General features: G+C 72.8%; 17 protein-coding genes. 7 read left to right on the forward strand and 10 right to left on the reverse strand.

Annotated elements, in window-relative coordinates; genetic code table 11:
* The first annotated feature begins 76 nt into the window (after positions 1–76).
* The 4 genes from ACIRRS_RS23330 (at position 77) to ACIRRS_RS23345 (ending at position 3484) form a co-directional block, all read left to right on the forward strand.
* Positions 77–283 (forward strand): MbtH family protein, encoded by a 207-nt coding sequence (locus ACIRRS_RS23330; RefSeq protein WP_402973841.1) that lies wholly within the window; start codon positions 77–79, stop codon positions 281–283.
* A 73-nt stretch (positions 284–356) separates the two neighbouring features.
* Complete coding sequence (locus ACIRRS_RS23335; protein WP_402973844.1) at positions 357–1811, forward strand: DHA2 family efflux MFS transporter permease subunit; 1455 nt, start codon at positions 357–359, stop codon at positions 1809–1811.
* Positions 1812–1886: 75 nt separating this feature from the next.
* Positions 1887–2942: a MupA/Atu3671 family FMN-dependent luciferase-like monooxygenase gene (locus ACIRRS_RS23340; RefSeq protein WP_402973846.1), complete on the forward strand. Its 1056-nt coding sequence runs from the start codon at positions 1887–1889 to the stop codon at positions 2940–2942.
* A complete protein-coding gene (locus tag ACIRRS_RS23345) occupies positions 2939–3484 on the forward strand; it encodes an NADPH-dependent FMN reductase (RefSeq protein ID WP_402973849.1) in 546 nt (181 codons plus the stop codon). The genes ACIRRS_RS23340 and ACIRRS_RS23345 overlap by 4 nt, the downstream gene beginning before the upstream one ends.
* A gap of 91 nt (positions 3485–3575) precedes the next feature.
* Here ACIRRS_RS23345 and ACIRRS_RS23350 read toward each other — a convergent pair whose 3' ends face one another.
* Together ACIRRS_RS23350 and ACIRRS_RS23355 are read right to left on the reverse strand one after the other, a co-directional pair.
* Positions 3576–4244, reverse strand: a complete 669-nt coding sequence (locus ACIRRS_RS23350; protein WP_402973851.1) for a response regulator — start codon at positions 4242–4244, stop codon at positions 3576–3578.
* Complete coding sequence (locus tag ACIRRS_RS23355) at positions 4241–5473, reverse strand: sensor histidine kinase (protein ID WP_402973852.1); 1233 nt, start codon at positions 5471–5473, stop codon at positions 4241–4243. The genes ACIRRS_RS23350 and ACIRRS_RS23355 overlap by 4 nt, the downstream gene beginning before the upstream one ends.
* Before the next feature lie 207 nt (positions 5474–5680).
* Between ACIRRS_RS23355 and ACIRRS_RS23360 the strand changes: the two genes are divergently transcribed.
* Together ACIRRS_RS23360 and ACIRRS_RS23365 are read left to right on the forward strand one after the other, a co-directional pair.
* Entirely contained in the window at positions 5681–6478 is a 798-nt protein-coding gene (locus ACIRRS_RS23360; protein WP_402973855.1) for an ABC transporter ATP-binding protein, read from the forward strand.
* The gene (locus tag ACIRRS_RS23365) at positions 6478–9078 is read left to right on the forward strand and encodes an ABC transporter permease (protein WP_402973857.1); all 2601 of its coding nucleotides are present in this window, start codon (positions 6478–6480) and stop codon (positions 9076–9078) included. Before ACIRRS_RS23360 ends, ACIRRS_RS23365 begins: the two co-directional genes overlap by 1 nt.
* An 87-nt stretch (positions 9079–9165) precedes the next feature.
* Here ACIRRS_RS23365 and glnA read toward each other — a convergent pair whose 3' ends face one another.
* Positions 9166–10578 carry a type I glutamate--ammonia ligase gene (gene glnA, locus ACIRRS_RS23370; RefSeq protein ID WP_402973860.1) on the reverse strand — a complete coding sequence of 471 codons (1413 nt, stop codon included), beginning with the start codon at positions 10576–10578 and terminating at the stop codon, positions 9166–9168.
* Positions 10579–10922: 344 nt separating this feature from the next.
* Between glnA and ACIRRS_RS23375 the strand changes: the two genes are divergently transcribed.
* A complete protein-coding gene (locus ACIRRS_RS23375; protein ID WP_402973863.1) occupies positions 10923–11390 on the forward strand; it encodes an RDD family protein in 468 nt (155 codons plus the stop codon).
* 108 nt (positions 11391–11498) lie between these two features.
* On the opposite strand, the gene ACIRRS_RS23380 is transcribed toward ACIRRS_RS23375, so the two are convergent.
* From ACIRRS_RS23380 to ACIRRS_RS23410, 7 genes are all read right to left on the reverse strand, one after another.
* The gene (locus ACIRRS_RS23380) at positions 11499–12188 is read right to left on the reverse strand and encodes a DUF4191 domain-containing protein (RefSeq protein WP_402973866.1); all 690 of its coding nucleotides are present in this window, start codon (positions 12186–12188) and stop codon (positions 11499–11501) included.
* Between the two features lie 80 nt (positions 12189–12268).
* Positions 12269–12481: a hypothetical protein gene (locus ACIRRS_RS23385; protein WP_402973869.1), complete on the reverse strand. Its 213-nt coding sequence runs from the start codon at positions 12479–12481 to the stop codon at positions 12269–12271.
* A gap of 210 nt (positions 12482–12691) precedes the next feature.
* A complete protein-coding gene (locus ACIRRS_RS23390) occupies positions 12692–13645 on the reverse strand; it encodes a lipoyl synthase (RefSeq protein ID WP_402973872.1) in 954 nt (317 codons plus the stop codon).
* 140 nt (positions 13646–13785) lie between these two features.
* The gene (gene lipB, locus ACIRRS_RS23395) at positions 13786–14559 is read right to left on the reverse strand and encodes a lipoyl(octanoyl) transferase LipB (RefSeq protein WP_402974117.1); all 774 of its coding nucleotides are present in this window, start codon (positions 14557–14559) and stop codon (positions 13786–13788) included.
* A 105-nt stretch (positions 14560–14664) separates the two neighbouring features.
* Positions 14665–16599 carry a helix-turn-helix domain-containing protein gene (locus tag ACIRRS_RS23400; protein WP_402973874.1) on the reverse strand — a complete coding sequence of 645 codons (1935 nt, stop codon included), beginning with the start codon at positions 16597–16599 and terminating at the stop codon, positions 14665–14667.
* An 82-nt stretch (positions 16600–16681) separates the two neighbouring features.
* A complete protein-coding gene (locus tag ACIRRS_RS23405) occupies positions 16682–18022 on the reverse strand; it encodes an MFS transporter (protein WP_402973877.1) in 1341 nt (446 codons plus the stop codon).
* A 135-nt stretch (positions 18023–18157) separates the two neighbouring features.
* On the reverse strand, positions 18158–18931 hold the full coding sequence (locus ACIRRS_RS23410) for a 3-hydroxybutyrate dehydrogenase (RefSeq protein ID WP_402973879.1): 774 nt from the start codon (positions 18929–18931) through the stop codon (positions 18158–18160).
* Positions 18932–19242 lie beyond the last annotated feature (311 nt).

The following is a 19242-nucleotide window of genomic DNA, read 5'->3' on the forward strand; positions in this document are numbered from 1 at the left end:
CGGCCACCCGCGGCCGGCCCGGCCCCGCCCCGTCCCACCGCCCGCCCCACTGCCCGCCCCACGAGAGGAACGCCCCATGAGCACCAACCCGTTCGAGAACGCCGACGGCAGCTACCTGGTCCTGGTGAACGAGGAGGGCCAGCACTCCCTCTGGCCGGTCACCGTGGCCGTCCCGGCCGGCTGGGACACCGCCTTCGGCCCCGCCGACCGCCAGTCGGCCCTCGACCACATCGAGGCCAACTGGACGGACCTTCGCCCGCGCAGCCTGGCCGAGCACGCCTGAGCGGCGCACCCCCGGCCGTACGGGAGCCGGGCCACCGAGGAGAGACGATGAGCGAGCGAAACGAGGCCGGCCGATGAGCGCCACCGAAACCGCCCCGGAGACGGGCCGCCCCGGGCTGCCGGAGCGGATGCGAAACCCGTGGGTGGCGATGTTCGCCATCTGCTTCACCCAGGCGGTGGTCCTGCTGGACACCACGGCGGTGAACGTGGCGGTGCCCTCGCTGGCCGACGGCCTGGGTGCCGGCATGGACCAGGTGCTCTGGATGATCAACGCCTACCTGCTCTCCTACGCGGTGCTGCTGGTCACCGGCGGCAGGCTGGGCGACCTGTACGGCCCGCGCAAGATGTTCCTGATCGGCCTGGTGGTGTTCGTCCTCTCCTCGGCGGCCTGCGGCATCGCGCAGACGCCGGGCCAGGCGATCCTCGCCCGCGTCTTCCAGGGCGTCGGCGGCGCGCTCCAGACCCCGCAGGCGATGGCCGTCATCACCCGGCTGTTCCCGGCCGACCGGCGCGGCGCCGCGATGGGCGTCTGGGGCTCCTTCGCGGGCATCGTCGCCGCCGCGGGGCCGACCCTCGGCGGCTTCCTGGTCTCCTGGCTCGGCTGGCGCGGCATCTTCTACATCAACATCCCGGTCGGGGTGATCGGCGCGATCCTGGTGCTGGCCTTCGTCCCGGCCCTGGAGCCCAACCGCAAGCACCGGATCGACGTCCTCGGCTCGGTCCTGCTCACCGTCGCCGTGTTCTGCGTGGTCTACGGCCTGATGGAGGGCGAGTCCCACGACTGGGGCACGCTCTGGGGGCCGGTCACCGTGCCGATGCTGATGGTCGTCGGCGTGGCCGTGCTCGGACTCTTCCTGCTGGTCGAACGCGGCCGCCAGGACCGCGACCCGCTGGTGCCGTTCGCGATCCTGCGGGACCGCAACTTCACCGTGATGGCCGTGGTCGTCGGCGCGCTGCCCTGCGGCCTCGGCGGCATGCTGCTGCTCACCCCGCTCTACCTCCAGAAGGTGCAGGACTTCAGCGCCTTCCAGTCCGGCCTGCTGATCGCCGTCGCCCCGCTCGTCTCGATCTTCGCCGCGCCGTACTCCGGCAAGCTCTGCGACCGCTTCGGCGGCAAGTACGTGATGGTGGCGGGCCTCGGCCTCTTCGCGGCCGGGATCGGGCTGCTCGCGGCCCTGGCCGGCGCCGACTCCAGCTGGACGGCCCTGCTGCCCGGCCTGGTCTTCGTGGGCCTCGGCATGGGCGTGGCCTACGCCCCGGCCGGCGTGGTCGCCTTCGAGAAGATCGAGCCCGCCATGTCCGGCGCCGCGTCGGGCCTGTTCAACACCACCCGGCTCACCGGCAGCCTGCTCGGCAGCGCCTCGGTGAGCGCGCTCCTGCAGACCCGCCTCGACCACGGCGACACCACCGACGCCGTCCGCTCCACCTACCTGCTGCCGGTCGGCTTCCTCGTGGCCGGCGCCCTGGTCACCCTGCTGGTCCGGCGCTCCCGGCCGGCGGCCGCCGACGCGGTCGCCGACGAGTCCTGACCGTCCAGCCACTACCACCGGGCCACCGGCACCCGTCCGGGCCCGCAACCACCTGCGCCAAGGGGGGCAAGGCACGTGCACTTCAGTCTCTTCTACTTCGCGGACGGCCAAGGTCGTGGACGGGAGCAGTACCGCCTGCTGCTGGAGGGGGCGCGGTTCGCCGACACCCACGGCTTCAGCGCGGTCTGGACACCGGAGCGGCACTTCCACGAGTTCGGCGGCCAGTACCCCAACCCGGCGGTCATCGGCGCGGCGCTGGCCTCCGTCACCGAGCGGATCGGCATCCGGGCCGGCAGCGTCGTCGGCCCGCTGCACCACCCGGTGCGGATCGCCGAGGAGTGGTCGGTGGTCGACAACCTCTCCGAGGGCCGGGTGGGGCTGTCCTTCGCCTCCGGCTGGCACGCCAACGACTTCGTCCTGCGCCCGGAGAACTACGCCGGACGCAAGGAGGTGCTGACCGACACCATCGAGACCGTCCGGCGGCTGTGGCGCCAGGAGGAGATCACGCTGCCCAACGGCGACGGCGTCCCGGCGGCCGTGCGCAGCTACCCCGCGCCCGTCCAGCCCGAACTGCCGGTCTGGCTCACCAGCGCGGGCAGCCCCGACACCTTCCGGCAGGCCGGCGAGCAGGGCCTCGGCCTGCTCACCCACCTCCTCGGCCAGGACCTCGAGGACCTGGCCAAGAAGATCGCCTCCTACCGCGCCGCCCTGCCCGAGGGCGCCGGGGGAGCGGCGGGCCAGGTGGCGCTGATGCTGCACACCTTCCTCGGCACCGACCGCGACACCGTCCGCGAGCTCGTCCGACAGCCCTTCACCGACTACATCCGCAGCTCGATCGGCCTGATCATGAAGGCCGCCGGGGACATCCTCCCGGGCGTCGACCCGGACGAACTCGACGAGGACGACCTGGAGTTCCTGGTCCAGCGCTCCTTCGACCGGTACTTCGACACCGGCGGCCTGTTCGGCACCGTCGAGGACGGCCTGGCGACCCTGGAGCGCCTGGACGCGCTCGGCATCGACGAGGTGGCCTGCCTGATCGACTTCGGCGTGGACCCCGACCAGGTGCTGGCCGGCCTGGAGCACCTGGCCCTGCTGAAGGACGCCTGGGCCGCGCGCGGAGCGGCGTCGTGAACCTCCTGCTGGTCACCGGCACCGTCGCCGGCACGTCCAGCTGCCACGCGCTCACCCGGCTGATCGCCGAACGGGCCGAAGCCACCGGGCACTTCACGGCCGGCGAGCTCGACCGCACCCTCCTCGCCCTGCCCGCCCTCGACCCGGACCGCTACCGCAGCGGCGAACTGCTCCGGGAACCGGCCGTCGACCGCCTCTACAAGGAGGTGGCCGCCGCCGACGCCGTCGTCCTGGCCACCCCGGTCCAGCACGGCAGCCTCTCGGGCGCCCTCAAGAACCTCCTGGACCACCTCCCCGACGGCTCCCTCGCCGACCGCCCCGTCCTGGTCGCCGCCACCGCCACCAGCCTCCACAACGCCTCCGGCGCCTGCGACCACCTCCGCACCGTCGTCCGCGCCCTCGACGGCTGGGCCGTCCCCACCCACCTCGTCGCCCAACGCGCCGACCTCACCGACCCCGCCGCCCGCACCCACCTCACCACCCGCATCGACACGGCCGTCTCCGAACTCACCCGCTTCGCCACCGCCCTCACGCCCCGCTGATCCCACCGACGCACAACGGCCGCTGCCCGGGCCCGAAGACCCGGGCAGCGGCCGGTCGGCTTCTCCGCGGGCCGGAAGCGGGACGGCCGACTCACCGGTGGTTCATGAGGCCGCCCTCGTAGGCGGCGATGACGAGCTGGGCCCGGTCCCGGGCAGCGAGCTTGGCGAGGAGTCTGCCGACGTGGAACTTGACGGTGGAGTGCGACAGGTGCAGGTCGTCGGCGATCTCCGTGTTGGACATGCCCTGCGCGATCAGGACGAGGACCTCGCGCTCCCGGTCGGTGATCCCGTCGAGGCGGCGGTCCGCTCCGACCGCGACCTGGGGGCGCCTGGTGAACTCGGCCACCAGCTTCCGGGTCACGCGGGGGGAGAGCAGAGCCTCGCCGTCGGCGATGACGCCGATGGCCGAGAGGAGGTCCTCCGGCGGGGTGTCCTTCAGCAGGAAGCCGCTGGCGCCCGCGTGGAGCGCGGTGAACACGTAGCGGTCGAGGTCGAAGGTGGTGAGGATCAGGATCCGCACCGGTGGCGGGTCCTCGCCGCCGAGCAGTCGCCGGGTGGCCTCGATCCCGTCCATCCCGGGCATCTGGATGTCCATCAGGGCGACGTCGGGCCGTTCCCGTCGGACGACCTCGACCGCCTCGGCTCCGTCGCGGGCCTCGCCGACCACCGTGAGGCCCGGCGTGGTGTCGACGAGCACGCGGAAGCCGGCGCGGACGAGGGCCTGGTCGTCGCAGATCACCACCCGCACGTCCCCGCTCACGCCGGTTCCCCGGTGGGGAACCGGGCCCAGACGCGGAAGCCGCCGAGCGGGAGGCGGCCGGCGGCGAAGTCGCCGCCGGAGAGCGCGACCCGTTCGCGCATGCCGATCAGGCCGTGACCGACACGGTCGCCAGGGCTGTCGGGCGCGGCGGCGGGGCCGGGGCGGCCGGACGGACCGGCGCGGTCGCGGCCCTCGTCGGTCACCTCGATCTCGACGCCGTCCGGGTGGTAGCTGACCTGGGCCCGGGCGCGGGCGGTCGCAGCGTGCTTGACGGAGTTGGTCAGCGCTTCCTGGACTATCCGGTAGCCGGCCAGGTCGATCGACGGCGGGAGCTGCCGGGCGGTGCCCCTGATCCGCAGCTCGACCTGGAGCCCGGTCCGGCCGGTCTGCTCGATCAGGAAGGGGAGGTCGCCCAGGCCGGGTTTCGCCAGGTCCGAGGCGGCCGCCGCGTCGTCGGCGGGCGACTCCTCCCGCAGCACGTCGAGCAGGGCCCGCATCTCGCGCAGCGCCGTGCGGCTGACCGTCTCGATCGCGGTCAGCGCTTTGGCGGCCTCGTCAGGGTGTCCGGTGATGACGTGGCGGCCGACGCCGGCCTGGACGGCTATCACGCTCATGCTGTGGGCCATCACGTCGTGCAACTCGCGGGCGATGCGCAGGCGTTCCTCGATGACCGTCCGCTGCGCCTCCTCGACGCGGGCCTGTGCCCGGCGTTCCGCCTGGGCCCGTAGCCCGGCGTCGTAGGCGCGCTGCGACCTGATCATCATGCCGGCCGCCCAGAAGGCCACGATCGGCGCGCTCTGCCCCAACCACATCGCGGCCCACGCGTCGTCGAAGAGCACCGAGCCGCCGCCCATCGCCATGCCGACGCCGACGACGGCCTCGGAGAGCACCAGGCCGGCCACGGCCCGGGACCGCGGCTGCGAGAGCGCGAACTGGTAGAGGCAGAACGCGACCGCCAGCGAAGGGAACTTGACGAACCCGTGGGCCGCCATCGTGGCGTACGTCGCCAGCGACACCCCGAGGGCCAGTCGGGGCCACAGCCGTCTGGCCGCCACCGCGCAGGCCAGCAAGGTCAACAGCGGGTACCAGCCCGGGAGCGAGAGCCCGGCGGTGGCGAGCTGGGCGTCGGTGGGACGCCCCCACAGCAGGAGCGCCGCGCCGACCGCGACGTCCAGCCCGATGAGTTGGGCGCGGGTCAGCCGTTTGGTGAGCGGGGGCCGAAGGTGCACGTCCCGACGCTAGCCGCGGCCGCGTGGGCGCGGCATCCGTCTGCGGTCGCATCTTCGGACCTGTACCTCGGGCCAGGGGCGCACACGGTGTCCGGGCCCGGGGCGGGACACCGAATCCGTGCCCCGGCCTGATCCGGAGGACGGGCCGCGGCCGCCATCGTGGAGGCCGTCCGACACCTGACGATCCGCGAAGGATGGAGCATCCGCATGACTCTCGACCGACCACCCGCTCCGGATCGAGCACCGGGCTCCGGCCGGGCACCGGTTCCCGTCTCCGAGCTCGCCGCCCGCGGCGAGAAGATCACCAGGATCCACGGCACGGGCGACGCGACGGTCACGGCTCTGGACGCCGTCGACATCGAGATCGAGGGCGGCGCGTTCACCGCGATCATGGGCCCGTCCGGCTCGGGCAAGTCGACCCTGATGCACTGTCTGGCGGGCCTGGACTCGGTGGACGGCGGCCGGATCTGGATCGACGACATCGAGCTCACCGCGCTGCGCGAGCGCGAGCTCACCGAGCTGCGCCGCGACCGGATCGGCTTCATCTTCCAGGCGTTCAACCTCATCCCGGCCCTGACCGCCCTCGAGAACATCACCCTGCCCATGGCGATCGCGGGCCGCACGCCCGACCGGGCCTGGCTCAACGAGATCCTGGTGACCTTCGGCCTGGCGGACCGGCTGCGCCACCGGCCCTCGGAACTGTCCGGCGGGCAGCAGCAGCGGGTCGCCTGCGCCCGCGCCCTCGCGGGCCGGCCGGACATCGTGTTCGCCGACGAGCCCACGGGGAACCTGGACTCCCAGGCCGGGACGGAGGTACTGCGGCTGCTGCGCCGGAGCGTGGACGAGCTCGAACAGACCGTCGTCATGGTGACCCACGACCCGACCGCCGCGTCCTTCGCCGACCGCGTGGTCTTCCTCGCCGACGGCCGGGTGGCCGGCGAGCTGCGGTCCCCGACCGCCGAGGCCGTCCTGCACCGCATGCGCCAGGGCGAGGGGCACCGCTGATGCTGAAGGTGGCGCTGCGCGGCATCTTCGCGCACACGGGACGACTCGCGATGTCCTGCCTCGCCGTGGTGCTCTCGGTGGCCTTCGTCACCGGCACGATGATCTTCACCGGCACGATCAACGGCGCCTTGGACGACGCGGCGGCGGCGAGCGCCCCGGACGTCACCGTCACCGCCCCGCTGCCGGCGGGCACGGAGCCGGCCGAGGTCGGCGACGCGGTGCAGCGGGCCGTGGTCGGCGAGGGCGGCACGCTGCCGGACGCCGACACCCTGGTCGGGAAGGTGCGCGCCGTGCCGGGCGTGGCGGCGGCGTATCCCGACGTCACGGTCGACACCGCGACGCTGACCGATGCGCAGAACAAGGCGATCGACGCGGCCGGCGGGGTCTCCGGCCTCGGCGCCAAGAGCAGCATCCCCGTACTGGCGGGCAACTGGTACGACTCCGGCCGGTCGCCGGTGCGTCTCGCCGGCGGCCGGGCCCCGCAGGGCCCCGACGAGGCCGTGCTCGACCGCATCTCGGCGGACCGCGCCCACGTACGGATCGGGGACACGATCCGGGTGGTCGCCGTCCCCGGCACGTTCGAGGCCAGGGTCACCGGCATCGCCGACTTCAAGGCCGCCGGCCAGGGCAACACCCGCGTCTACGTCGACACCGCCACCGCCCAGCAGCGGCTGCTCGGCAAGCCCGGCGCGGCCACCTCGATCCGGGTGGAGGCCGCCGCCGGTGTGACGCCCGCCGACCTCCGTCGCAGCCTCGCGGCCGCCCTGGGCGGCGCGGTGCAGGTCCAGGCCAAGGATCCGACCGCCGTGAGCCCGGACAACGGGGCCGGGCAGACCACCGACTTCCTCGGCATGGTGATGACGGGCTTCGCGGTGGTGGCCGTCCTGGTCGGCGTGCTCCTCATCTTCAACACGTTCTCGATGCTGGTCGGGGCCCGGACCCGCGAGCTCGGCCTGCTGCGCGCGATCGGCGCGAGCCGTCGGCAGGTGAACCGGTCCGTGCTGCTCGAAGCCCTGGTCCTCGGCCTCCTGGGCTCGACCCTCGGCATCGGCGCCGGGATCGGGCTGGCCGTGGGGCTGCACGAGGCGATGGCCTCCTTCGGCCTCGACCTGGGCCCGACCTCGCTGGTCGTCGGGCCCGACGCCGTGCTGGTCGGCTACGCCGTCGGCACCGTGGCCACGCTGGCCGCCGGGGTGATCCCGGCGCGGCGTGCGGGACGCATCCCGCCGATGGCCGCCCTGCGCGAGGCGGCCGCGCCGAGCACCCGGCCCGGCCGGGGCCGCACGCTGACCGGCGCGGCGCTGCTGCTGGCCGGTGTCGGTCTGCTGATCGCGGGCCGTGCGGCGACGGCGCCGGGCATGATCCTGACCCTGATCGCCTTCTTCCCGCTCGGGCCCGCCCTCGTCCGCGGCGCCGTCCCGGTCCTGACGGCCGCCTTCCCGCGGCTCTTCGGGCCGATCGGCGCGATCGCCGCCGGGAACACGCTGCGCAACCCGCGCCGCACCGCCGCCACCTCCGCCGCGCTGATGATCGGCATCTGCGTGGCAACGGCGATGGCCGTCTCGGCGGCCTCCGCCTCGGACTCCATGGCGGCTCGCACCGACCGGATGCTCGGCGCGGACTTCATCATCAGCGGACAGCACGCGCAGGCGCAGTTCGGGCCCGAGGCCGCCGAGGCGGCGCGGCGCGTCCCGGGAATCGGCGAGGTCGTCAGGGAACGGATCACCAGGGCCACGCTCACCGCGGGAGCGACCACGCTGTCCACCCCCGTCTACGGCGACGAGCCCGGTTTCCCCGCCGCGATGCACGAGACCTACACCGCGGGCGATCCGCGGGCCGCGCTCGCCCAGGGCCGGATCGTCCTCGTGGACGCCATGGCCGAGCGACTCGGCGTCGGCATCGGCGGCCACGTCACCCTCGCCGGACCGGGCGGCCCCCCGGTGACCCTGACGATCGGCGCCGTTCAACGCCAGGAACCGTCCGGCATGTCGATGGGCCGGGTACGACTCGCGCCCAGTGTCGGATTCGACGTCCTGTCCACCCTGGCCCCCACGGCGTCCGACACCACCCTGTTCGCCTTCGCGGCCCGCGGCGCGGACCCGACAGCCGTCGGGAAGGCGCTCACCACGGCGCTGGCCGGGTATCCGCAACTGGCCGTGCAGGACCGGGCGGCCTACAAGGCGTCCGTCCGAAGCAGCGCCGACCAGATGCTCTCGATGGCGTACGGGCTCCTGGCCCTCACGGTCGTCATCGCGGTGCTGGGCGTGGCCAACACGATGGCCATGTCGGTCGGGGAACGGACCCGCGAGATCGGCATGCTGCGCGCCGTCGGCGCCTCACGCCGCGAAGTCCGCCGCATGGTCCGCCTGGAGTCGGTCGTGATCACCGCCCTGGGGGCCCTGTCAGGACTGGCGCTCGGCATCGCCTGGGGCATCGCCCTCCACCGCATGGCGGGCGAGGGCCAAACCGTCCTGTCGGTGCCCTGGACCACCCTCGCGGAACTGGCCGCGGCCGCCGTGATCGCCGGCGTCCTCGCCGCCCTGACCCCGGCCGCCCGTGCGGCCCGCCTCGACATCCTCTCCGCCCTGGCCGCGGACTAGCAACGCGCCGCGTTCCCGCCCGGCCGCCGCTTCCGCAGGTCAGCGAGACGCTGACCTGCGGAAACGGCAAGACGTCGCCCTGCGCTCCTACAGGTCGTAGTACAGCTCGAACTCGTGCGGGTGGGGGCGCAGGGCGATGGGGGCGATCTCGTTGGTGCGCTTGAAGTCGATCCAGGTCTCGATCAGGTCCGGGGTGAAGACGTTGCCGGCGAGGAGGTACTCGTGGTCGGCCTCGAGGGCCTCCAGGACGGCGGGGAGGGAGGACGGGACCTGGGGGACGTTGGCGTGCTCCTCGGGGGCGAGCTCGTAGAGGTCCTTGTCGACGGGCTCCAGCGGCTCGATCTTGTTGCGGATGCCGTCGAGGCCGGCCATCAGCATGGCGGAGAACGCCAGGTAGGGGTTGGAGGACGGGTCCGGGGCGCGGAACTCGATGCGCTTGGCCTTGGCGTTGGAGCCGGTGATCGGGATGCGGATCGCGGCCGAGCGGTTGCGCTGGGAGTAGACGAGGTTGACGGGGGCCTCGAAGCCGGGCACCAGGCGGTGGTAGGAGTTCACCGAGGGGTTGGTGAAGGCCAGCAGCGAGGGCGCGTGCCGCAGCAGGCCGCCGATGTAGTAGCGGGCGGTGTCGGAGAGGCCCGCGTAGCCCTGCTCGTCGTAGAAGAGCGGGGAGCCCTCGGTCCACAGGGACTGGTGGACGTGCATGCCCGAGCCGTTGTCGCCGAAGATCGGCTTCGGCATGAAGGTGGCGGTCTTGCCCGCCCGCCAGGCCACGTTCTTGATGATGTACTTGAACAGCATCAGGTCGTCGGCCGCGTGCAGCAGCGTGTTGAACTTGTAGTTGATCTCCGCCTGTCCGGCCGTGCCGACCTCGTGGTGCTGGCGCTCGACCTCCAGGCCGGCCTTGGCCAGCTCCAGGGACATCTCGGCGCGCAGGTCGGCGAAGTGGTCCACGGGCGGGACGGGGAAGTACCCGCCCTTGTACTTGACCTTGTAGCCGCGCGCGTCGCCCTCGGCGGCGCCGCTGTTCCAGGCGCCGGCCTCCGAGTCGATGTGGTAGAAGGACGCGTTCGCGCTGGTGTCGAAGCGCACCGAGTCGAAGACGTAGAACTCGGCCTCGGGCCCGAAGAACGCGGTGTCGGCGATGCCGGAGGAGGCGAGGTAGGCCTCGGCCTTCTTGGCGACGTTGCGCGGGTCGCGGCTGTACGCCTCGCCGGTGACCGGGTCCTGGATGAAGAAGTTGATGTTGAGGTGCTTCTCCGCCCGGAACGGGTCGAGGCGGGCGGTGGCGAGGTCCGGGACGAGGGCCATGTCGGACTCGTGGATGGCCTGGAAGCCGCGGATCGACGAACCGTCGAACATCAGGATCTCGGACGGGTCGAAGGTCGCCGCGGGTACGGAGAAGTGCTGCAGGACGCCGGGCAGGTCACAGAAGCGCACGTCGACGAACTTGACGTCGTTGTCCTGGATGAACTGCTTCACTTCGGCGGCGTTGTTGAACATCCATCCTCCTCGGCTCGCGAATTGGGGCTCACCCTAGGAACGGGTCGTTTCCGGTCGGTGACCCGTTCGTTTCCTCGATGTTAACCACCGCCGCCGAACGGGCGGCAAAGGCGTACGGGACCGGGCAAACCACCCCGCCCACCTGGGGCGCCTCCGAGAAGTGGTCTGGACCACTTCACCGGGCCCTCGATCACGCCCTTGATCGCGATTCACCCGCGCGTGGAGCCCGTACGCGGAGCACGCACGCGGAGCCCGTACGCGGAGCGCGCGGAGCACCCGCGAGCCCGCCCCGCCGAGGGGGAGCCGATGCCCGGCCCGCGCGTGAGCCCGGTTAGTGTGGATTCGTGGACACCAGAGAAGCGTTGGGATCGTGGATCGACGGCCCCAAGGCCGCCGCCGAGAAGATGGGCGCGGACTTCGGCTACCGCGGAGAGCGCCTGGGCCTGCCCAAGGAGGGCCCCGGCTCGATCGCCGGGCCGGGCCGGCGGATCGGCGCGCTGCTCGTCGACAGCTGGCTGGTCTCGATGATCTCGTACGGACTGATCGCCAAGGGTGACGCGGGCCAGGCCAACCTCTGGACGACCCCGCTGTTCTTCGTGGTCACGGCCCTCCTGCTCTCCACGGTCGGCACGACCGTCGGCAAGCGGCTGTTCGGCCTGCGGGTCGTCCGCCTGGACGGGCGGCGCGCGACCATCCCGCAGGTCCTGCTGCGCACCCTGCTGCTCTGCCTGATCGTCCCGCCGTTGGTCTGGGACCGCGACACCCGCGGTCTGCACGACAAGGCCGTGGGCACCGTCGAGGTCCGGATCTGAGGCACCCCCGGGAACGAACGAAACGGGAACGAGCGAAACGAACGAACGGCCCCGCCGAGAGAGATCTCAGCGGGGCCGTTCGGCGTTACCGGTCGAAGGGGGAGGGGGTCAGCGGGCCTGACCGCCCTTGGGCATCCGGGCGCCCTTCGGCATCGGACCCTTGGGGATCGGAGCCTTGGAGAGCAGGTCGCCCAGTGCGCGCAGCCGGTCGTTGGTCTCGGTGACCTGGGCGGCGGTGATGGCCCGGGGCAGGCGCATCAGGTGGATCTGGAGCTTCTTGAGCGGGATCTCGCCCTCGCCGTTGCCCACCACGATGTCGTGGACGGGGATGTCGCCGACGATGCGGGCCATCTTCTTCTTCTCGGAGAGCAGCAGCTGCCGCACCCGGTTGGGGTTGCCCTCGCCGATCAGCGCGATGCCGGCCCGGCCCACCGCGCGGTAGACCGCGTCCTGGTTGCGGGTGACCGCGACCGGGGTGGTGTTCGAGCTCCAGCCCCGGCGGATGTTGCTCAGCACGGCCGCGACGGCGCCCGGCTGGCCCTCCATCCGCCCGAACGCGGCACGCTCGGCGCGGCGCCCGAAGACGATCGCCACGGTCAGCACGGCCACGATGAACCCGAGGATGCCCAGGTAGATCGGGTGGTCGATCGCGAAGCCGATGGCGAGGAACACGCCGAAGGTCAGCAGACCGATGCCGGCAATGATCAGGCCGATCTTGGGGTCGACCTCTTTGGTCATTTTGTACGCCTGGCGGATCTGCTTGAGCCGCCCGGGGTTCTCGGATGTTTCCCTCGCCATAACGCTCATGGTACGTGGCACCGGTACGGGATATCCAAGCCCGGGTCCCCGTTCGCCCGAACCGTGACCAGGGAGCCTGGTCAGCGGCGGTTCCGCCCCGCCGTCCCGGGGTCCGCGGAGGCGGACAGCGCGGCCGCGTGCACCCGGTCCGCCGCGTGCCGGCGGTTCTCGCACACCGCCGCCCAGGCGTTGCGGCGCGCGTGCCGCTGGCCGGGCGCCAGCAGGACGCTCTCGGCGAACCGCAGCGCCGCCCCGACCGTGCCGACGGTCCCGATCCGCACCTGCATCCGCATGCCGAACAGCTCCCCTCGTGGCTGAGGTGGTGTGGCTGAGAAGAATCGAACGATGGCAACGGGTCCATCGTCCCCACCCCGTGTTACCAGCCCGTGACCAGGTGGTCAAAGCGCGGTGAAACCCGAAGGGCGGAGCCGTGGCTCCGCCCTTCGCATGGCTCGAAACGGCCGGTGACCCGACGCCCCGGTCGGATCACGGTCGGGCCGCCGTCAGACCGCCGCCTGCTCGCGGCGCTCCAGCGCCTGCCGGTACAGCCGTCCGGCCCGGTACGAGGAGCGCACGAGCGGGCCCGACATGACCCCGGCGAAGCCGAGCTCCTCGGCCTCCTCCTGCAACTCGACGAACTCCTGCGGCTTCACCCAGCGCTCCACCGGGTGGTGGCGCAGCGAGGGCCGCAGGTACTGCGTGATGGTGATCAGCTCGCAGCCGGCGCCCACCAGGTCGGCCAGCGCCTGGCTGACCTCCTCGCGGGTCTCGCCCATGCCGAGGATCAGGTTGGACTTGGTGACCAGCCCGGCCGCGCGGGCCTGGGTGATGACGTCCAGCGAGCGCTCGTAGCGGAAGGCCGGGCGGATGCGCTTGAAGATCCGGGGCACCGTCTCGACGTTGTGCGCCAGCACCTCGGGGCGGGAGGAGAAGACCTCGGCCAGCTGCTCGGGCACCGCGTTGAAGTCGGGGATCAGCAGCTCGACGCCGGTACGGCCGGCGGCGCGCTCGGCCGTCATCGCGTGCACCTGGCGCACGGTCTCGGCGTACAGCCAGGAACCGCCGTCCTCCAGGTCGTCGCGGGCGACGCCGGTGATGGTGGCGTAGTTGAGGTCCATGGTGACGATGGACTCGGCGACCCGGCGCGGCTCGTCGCGGTCGAACTCGGCGGGCTTGCCGGTGTCGATCTGACAGAAGTCGCAGCGGCGGGTGCACTGGTCACCGCCGATGAGGAAGGTCGCCTCGCGGTCCTCCCAGCACTCGAAGATGTTGGGGCAGCCGGCCTCCTGGCAGACCGTGTGCAGCCCCTCCTTCTTCACCAGCGAGTGGAGGGCGTTGTACTCCGGGCCCATCTTCGCGCGGGTCTTGATCCACTCGGGCTTCCGCTCGATGGGGGTCTCGCTGTTGCGGACCTCCAGGCGGAGCAGCTTCCTGCCGTCGGGCGCGACAGCGGACACGTGCGACTCCTAGAACTAGACGGGGTACCCCCAGGGTACGCCTGTGGTTGTACGGGCTTCGCCGGGCCTGCCGCCCTGCAATCGCAGGGCAACGCGGCTACCGGCCGGTAGATTCCCGGGTGCTCCCGGGAGGCGGGGCCTCAGCGGCCGACGGCGGCCGGCTCCGGCAGTTCGGCGAGGACCTCCGCCAGGTGCCGTTCGACGGTCGGTAGGGCGTCGGCCACGGTGACGTCGCGGCCCAGCTCGCCGGAGATCGAGGCGACGCCCGCGTCCCGGATGCCGCACGGGACGATCTTGTCGAACCAGGTCATGTCCGGGTCGCAGTTGATCGCGAACCCGTGCATCGTCACCCCGCGGGCGACGCGCACGCCGATCGCGGCGAGCTTGCGGTCGTCCCCGCGCTGCCCGGCGTTGGAGGGCGCGTACTCGGGGCCGGCCAGGCGCGGGTCGATGCCGAGCGGCAGGCCCATGCGCAGGGTGAGCTTGCCGATGTCCAGCACCTGGGACGGGTCCACCACGGCGTCCGGGAGCGACTCGCCGAGCACCCAGACCCCGCTGCGGCCCTCGACCCGGGTGGTCCCGATGCCGAACTCGGCGGCGGCGCGGATCAGCGACTCCTCCAGCCGGCGCACGTACGCGATCACGTCGATCGGGTCGGGCAGTTTGACGATCGGGTAGCCGACCAGCTGGCCGGGGCCGTGCCAGGTGATCTCCCCGCCCCGGTTGACCTCGACCACCGGGGTGCCGTCCAGCGGCAGGTCGGCGGGGTTGGTGCGCTTGCCCATCGTGTAGACGGGCTGGTGCTCCAGCAGCAGCACGGTGTCGGGGATCTCGTCCGCGACCCGCAGGGCGTGCAGCCGCTGCTGCTCCGCCCACGCCTCCTCGTAGGGGACGGCGCGCTCGCCTATGCCCATGCGAACGAACTGAACGTTCTCGCTCACCGCTACTGCTCCTTGCCAGGCGTTCGAGACCAACCTCGCCACTGTACGCCGCCGCCTCCGCAAGCCGTGCGGGCCCTTTCAGTCGCCCGCCAGCAGCCGCAACCGCAGTGCCAACTGCAGCTCCAGCGAGCGCTCCGGCTCGTTCCAGTCCCGCCCGAGCAGCGCCTCCACCCGGTCCAGCCGCTGCACCACCGTGTTCACGTGGACGTGCAGCTCCTCCTTGGCCCGGGTGAGGCTGCCGCCGCAGTCGAAGTAGGCGCGCAGGGTGCGCACCAGCTCGGTGCCGCGCCGGGCGTCGTAGTCGAGCAGCGGGCCGAGCACGGAGGAGACGAAGCCGTCCACGTCGTGGCCGTCGCCGAGCAGCACCCCGAGGAAGCCGAGCGACCGGGCCGAGGCCCCCTCCCCGGCGCGGCCGAGCACCCGCAGGGCGCGCACGCAGCGCAGGCCCTCGGCGTACGAGGCGGCCAGCGCGGGCGGGCCCGCAGCGAGGCGGCCGGCGCCGACGGTGACGGGGAAGCCGGCCAGCCGGGCGAGCCGGTCGGCGGCCTGCCGGGCGGTCTCCTCGGCGTCCTCGCCACCCGCCGAGTACTCGGCCCCGGGCACCAGCAGGACCACCGCCTCCCCGTGCTCCGCGCCGACGCCCCGGGAGCCGAAGAGGTAGCGTCGGGCCGCGCCCGCGAGCCGCTCCCGCTCGGCGCCGTCCGTACGGTCCGCGGGCTCGGCGACGAGCACCAGGTGCGGGCGGGCGAGGTCGACGCCGAGGCGGCGCCCGCGCGCGGTGAGCCCGGCCGGGTCGCGCTCGGGGGCGGTCAGCAGGTCGGTGAGCAGCTCGCCGCGGACGCGGTTCTCCGTCTCCGCGACCGAGCGGCGCAGCAGCAACAGCAGGGCGGTGACCACGCTGGCCCGCTCGAACAGCCGCCGGTCGGCGTCGTCGAGGTCCGGGCGGCCGCGCAGCACCAGGGTGCCGAGCACGTCGTGCCCGGCGAGCACCGCGCAGACCCACAGCCGTCCGTGCCGTACGGACCGGCCCTCGGCGCGGGAGGCGGCCACGGCGGCGGCCAGTTCGGCGGCGGGCGGGGTGGAGCGCCCGGCCAGCGGCTCGCCCTCGGCGTCGAGGACGGCGATCTCCCCGCCGAGCAGGTGCGCGACGGCGGCGGCCACGTCGGGGACCTCCGCTCCGCGCAGGACCAGGTCGGTGAGTCGGTCGTGCGCCTGCTCGGCGCGCTGGACGGCGGCGGAGTGCGCCCGGACGAGCTCGTTGGCGGCGTTCAGCTCGGCGAGCGCGGCGCTGGTGTCGGCGAGGGACTTGGCGGTGTCCAGCGCGATCGCGGCGTGCGCGGCCAGGGTGCAGAGCAGCGCGACCTCGTCGGGGGAGAAGGCGCGGGAGGAGCGGTCGGCGGCGAACAGCACGCCGATGACCCGCCCGCCGAGCAGCAGCGGCACCCCGATGATCGCGACCAGGCCCTCGTCCAGCACGCCCGCGTCGATCGTGCCGGTGTGGTGGAAGCGCTCGTCGCGGCGGTAGTCGGGGGTGGCGTACGGGCGGGCGGTCTGCGCCACCAGGCCGCCCAGGCCGTCGCCGAGGCTGAGCCTCAGGGTCTGGAAGAGGACGGAGACCGAGCCGTCGGTGACGCGCATGTACGTGTCGCCGGCGGTTTCGTCCGGCAGGGTCAGGTAGGCGGTGTCGGTGCCGAGCAGCATCCGGGCGCGGCGGACGATCGCCTGGAGGACGGTGTCCAGCTCCCGGGAGGCCGCGAGGTCCCCGGCGGTGTCGAAGAGGGCGGTCAACTCGGCCTCGCGGCGCCGGTGTTGACGCAGGGTGCGGTGCACCCGCAGGGCCTGCCAGGTGGCGTCGTCGATCTCGGCGAGGACGGTGGCCGACGCACCGCGGCGGCGGGCGTCGGCCAGTACCTCGGCGAAGTCCTCGGTGGCGGCGCCGGAGGCGAGCAGGTCGAGCAGCCGCCGCAGCGCGGGCGCGGCGTTCTCGTCGGTGTTCTCGTCGGGGTGGTTCATCCGGGGTGGTTCATGGGGCGGGCCGCCAATCGGCGTCGTTCCGACGGGTGCGGGAGATCGCGATGGTAGCCGCTCGAACGCCCTACGCCACAGCGGGCTTTCGGCTCACCGCCCCCTCCGCCGGCTGCTCCTCGATCTCGGCGAGGTCCTGCCCCCGGGTCTCCCGGCCGCACAGTACGGCGAGGACGGTGATCGCCGCCGCGATCGCCACGTACACCGCGATGGGGGTGGCGCTGCCGTAGTCCTTGAGCAGCGCGGTGGCGATCAGCGGCGCGGGGGCGCCGGCGGCCACCGAGGCGAACTGGGCGCCGATGGAGGCGCCGGAGTAGCGCAGCCTGGTCGCGAACAGCTCGGAGAAGAAGGCTGCCTGGGGCGCGTACATCGCGCTGTGGAAGACCAGTCCGACGGTCACGGCCACGACCAGTTGGGTGAAGGAGCGGGTGTCGACGAGTCCGAAGAACACGAACGCCCAGACGCCGACGCCGACCGCGCCCACCAGGTAGACGGGTTTGCGCCCGACCCTGTCCGAGAGGGCGCCGAAGAGCGGGATCAGCGCGAACTGGATCGCCGAGCCGATCAGGACGGCGTTCAGCGCGCTCTGCTTGCCGAAGTGGGCGTGGCTGACGGCGTAGGTCAGGACGAAGGTCGTCATCACGTAGTACGAGATGTTCTCCGCCATCCGCGCGCCCATGGCCACCAGCACCTCGCGCCAGTGGTTCCTCAACACGCCCACCAGCGGCGGCTGTTCGTCCGCCGGACGGTTCGCCACCGCCTGCCGGAACAGCGGGGACTCCTCCACCGCCAGCCGGATCCACAGCCCGACGGCGACCAGCAGGGCCGACAGCAGGAACGGCACCCGCCAGCCCCAGGACAGGAACGCCTCGTCCGAGAGCGTCGCCGTCAGCAGGGAGAGCACCCCGGCCGCCAGCAGGTTCCCGGCCGGCGCCCCGCCCTGCGGCCACGAGGCCCAGAACCCGCGCCGCCGGCTGTCCCCGTGCTCGGACACCAGCAGCACGGCCCCGCCCCACTCCCCGCCGAGCGCGAAGCCCTGGACGAGCCGCAGCGCCGTCAGCAGTACCGGCGCCGCCACCCCGATGGACCCGTAGGTCGGCAGCAGCCCGATCGCCGTCGTCGACCCGCCCATCAGCAGCAGGCTCACCACCAGCAGCCTCTTGCGCCCGATCCGGTCCCCGAAGTGCCCGAACACCAGCGCTCCGACGGGCCGCGCCGCGAACCCGATCGCGTAGGTGAGGAAGGACAGCAGCGTCCCCGTCAGCGGATCGGTGTTGGGGAAGAACAGCTTCCCGAACACCAGCGCCGCGGCTGTTCCGTACAAGAAGTAGTCGTACCACTCGATCGTGGTCCCGATCAGGCTCGCGGCCACCACCCGCGGGAGTGACCCCCGCCCCACCACACCGGCCATGCCCACCACATCCCTTTCCAAGGGGGAGACGACGTCGCCACAAGGTAGGAACCCCCCGCCCCCGCGCCCATGTGGGCGACGTACACAGTCACGGAGGAGGTTGTGTCACCAGGCCCCATGGGCCGGGTCGAGGCCTCAGTGGGCCGTCCAGGCGCCGTCGAGGGGGAGGCTGGCGCCGGTGAGGTGGGTGGCGGCGGGGGTGCACAGGTAGAGGGCGAGGGCGGCCACCTCGGCGGGCTCGATGAGGCGCTTCACGGCGGTGCGGTCGAGCATGATCCGCTCGACGACCTCCTCCTCGGGGATGCCGTGGGCGAGGGCCTGGGCGGCGATCTGCTTCTCGACGAGCGGGGTGCGGACGTAGCCGGGGTTGATGCAGTTGCTGGTGACGCCGTGGGGGGCGCCCTCCAGGGCGACGGTCTTGCTGAGCCCCTCCAGCCCGTGCTTGGCGGTGACGTACGCGCATTTGAAGGCGCTGGCCCGCAGGCCGTGGACGGAGGAGATGTTGACGACGCGGCCCCACCCCCGGGCGTACATGTGGGGCAGGGTGCGGCGCAGGATGCGGAACGGGGCCTCGACCATGACGCGCTGGATCAGCGCGAACCGCTCGGGCGGGAACTCGTGGACGGGGGCGACGTGTTGGAGCCCGGCGTTGTTGACCACGATGTCGGCGTCGTCCGGCAGGGCGTCCACGGCCTCCGGGTCGGAGAGGTCGGCGACGACCGCCCGCCCGCCGATGAGGCCGGCGACCTCCCGGGCGGGTTCGGCGGCGAGGTCGACGACGTAGACCCGGGCGCCGGCCTCCGCGAGGGCCTCGGCGCAGGCCCGGCCGATGCCCGAGGCGGCGCCGGTGACCAGGGCCGTACGGCCGTCCAGGGGGCGGTCCGAGGAGCGGGCTGAAGTGGTGTCCATGGCCGAGAACGCTAGGAATCCGGCGGCCCGGCTCCCATGTGGCGGGCCGCTACAGCGGCCCTGCGGACTGTGGTGGTGGCGCCCATGCGGGCCGAGAGACGGTTCGCCCCCGGAATGCCAAACCCGTCCCCTCCGCGCTTCCCCACAATGGGCGCGGTTGCTTCACCCGTTCGGAGGATTGCTCGGTCAGATCCACCCATAGCGCCCGAATGCTCGCTACATTCACGCCGATTCCCGACAGGGGGCGCCGCCCCAGGCAGCCGAAGCGCTGGTAGAGCCCGGTGCGACGTCCGAGAGGTGTTGACTGACAT

Origin of the sequence: Kitasatospora sp. NPDC101183 (assembly GCF_044767945.1) — a bacterium.
Classification (GTDB): Bacteria; Actinomycetota; Actinomycetes; order Streptomycetales; family Streptomycetaceae; genus Kitasatospora.

Bases quoted from the DNA above. Each gene is read 5' to 3' on its own strand.
- ACIRRS_RS23330 (WP_402973841.1), top strand. From the start codon at position 77: ATGAGCACCAACCCGTTCGAGAACGCCGACGGCAGCTACCTGGTCCTG.
- ACIRRS_RS23335 (WP_402973844.1), top strand. From the start codon at position 357: ATGAGCGCCACCGAAACCGCCCCGGAGACGGGCCGCCCCGGGCTGCCG.
- ACIRRS_RS23360 (WP_402973855.1), top strand. From the start codon at position 5,681: ATGACTCTCGACCGACCACCCGCTCCGGATCGAGCACCGGGCTCCGGC.
- ACIRRS_RS23365 (WP_402973857.1), top strand. From the start codon at position 6,478: ATGCTGAAGGTGGCGCTGCGCGGCATCTTCGCGCACACGGGACGACTC.
- glnA (WP_402973860.1), bottom strand. From the start codon at position 10,578: ATGTTCAACAACGCCGCCGAAGTGAAGCAGTTCATCCAGGACAACGAC.
- ACIRRS_RS23380 (WP_402973866.1), bottom strand. From the start codon at position 12,188: ATGGCGAGGGAAACATCCGAGAACCCCGGGCGGCTCAAGCAGATCCGC.
- ACIRRS_RS23385 (WP_402973869.1), bottom strand. From the start codon at position 12,481: ATGCGGATGCAGGTGCGGATCGGGACCGTCGGCACGGTCGGGGCGGCG.
- lipB (WP_402974117.1), bottom strand. From the start codon at position 14,559: ATGGGCATAGGCGAGCGCGCCGTCCCCTACGAGGAGGCGTGGGCGGAG.
- ACIRRS_RS23400 (WP_402973874.1), bottom strand. From the start codon at position 16,599: ATGAACCACCCCGACGAGAACACCGACGAGAACGCCGCGCCCGCGCTG.
- ACIRRS_RS23405 (WP_402973877.1), bottom strand. From the start codon at position 18,022: ATGGCCGGTGTGGTGGGGCGGGGGTCACTCCCGCGGGTGGTGGCCGCG.
- ACIRRS_RS23410 (WP_402973879.1), bottom strand. From the start codon at position 18,931: ATGGACACCACTTCAGCCCGCTCCTCGGACCGCCCCCTGGACGGCCGT.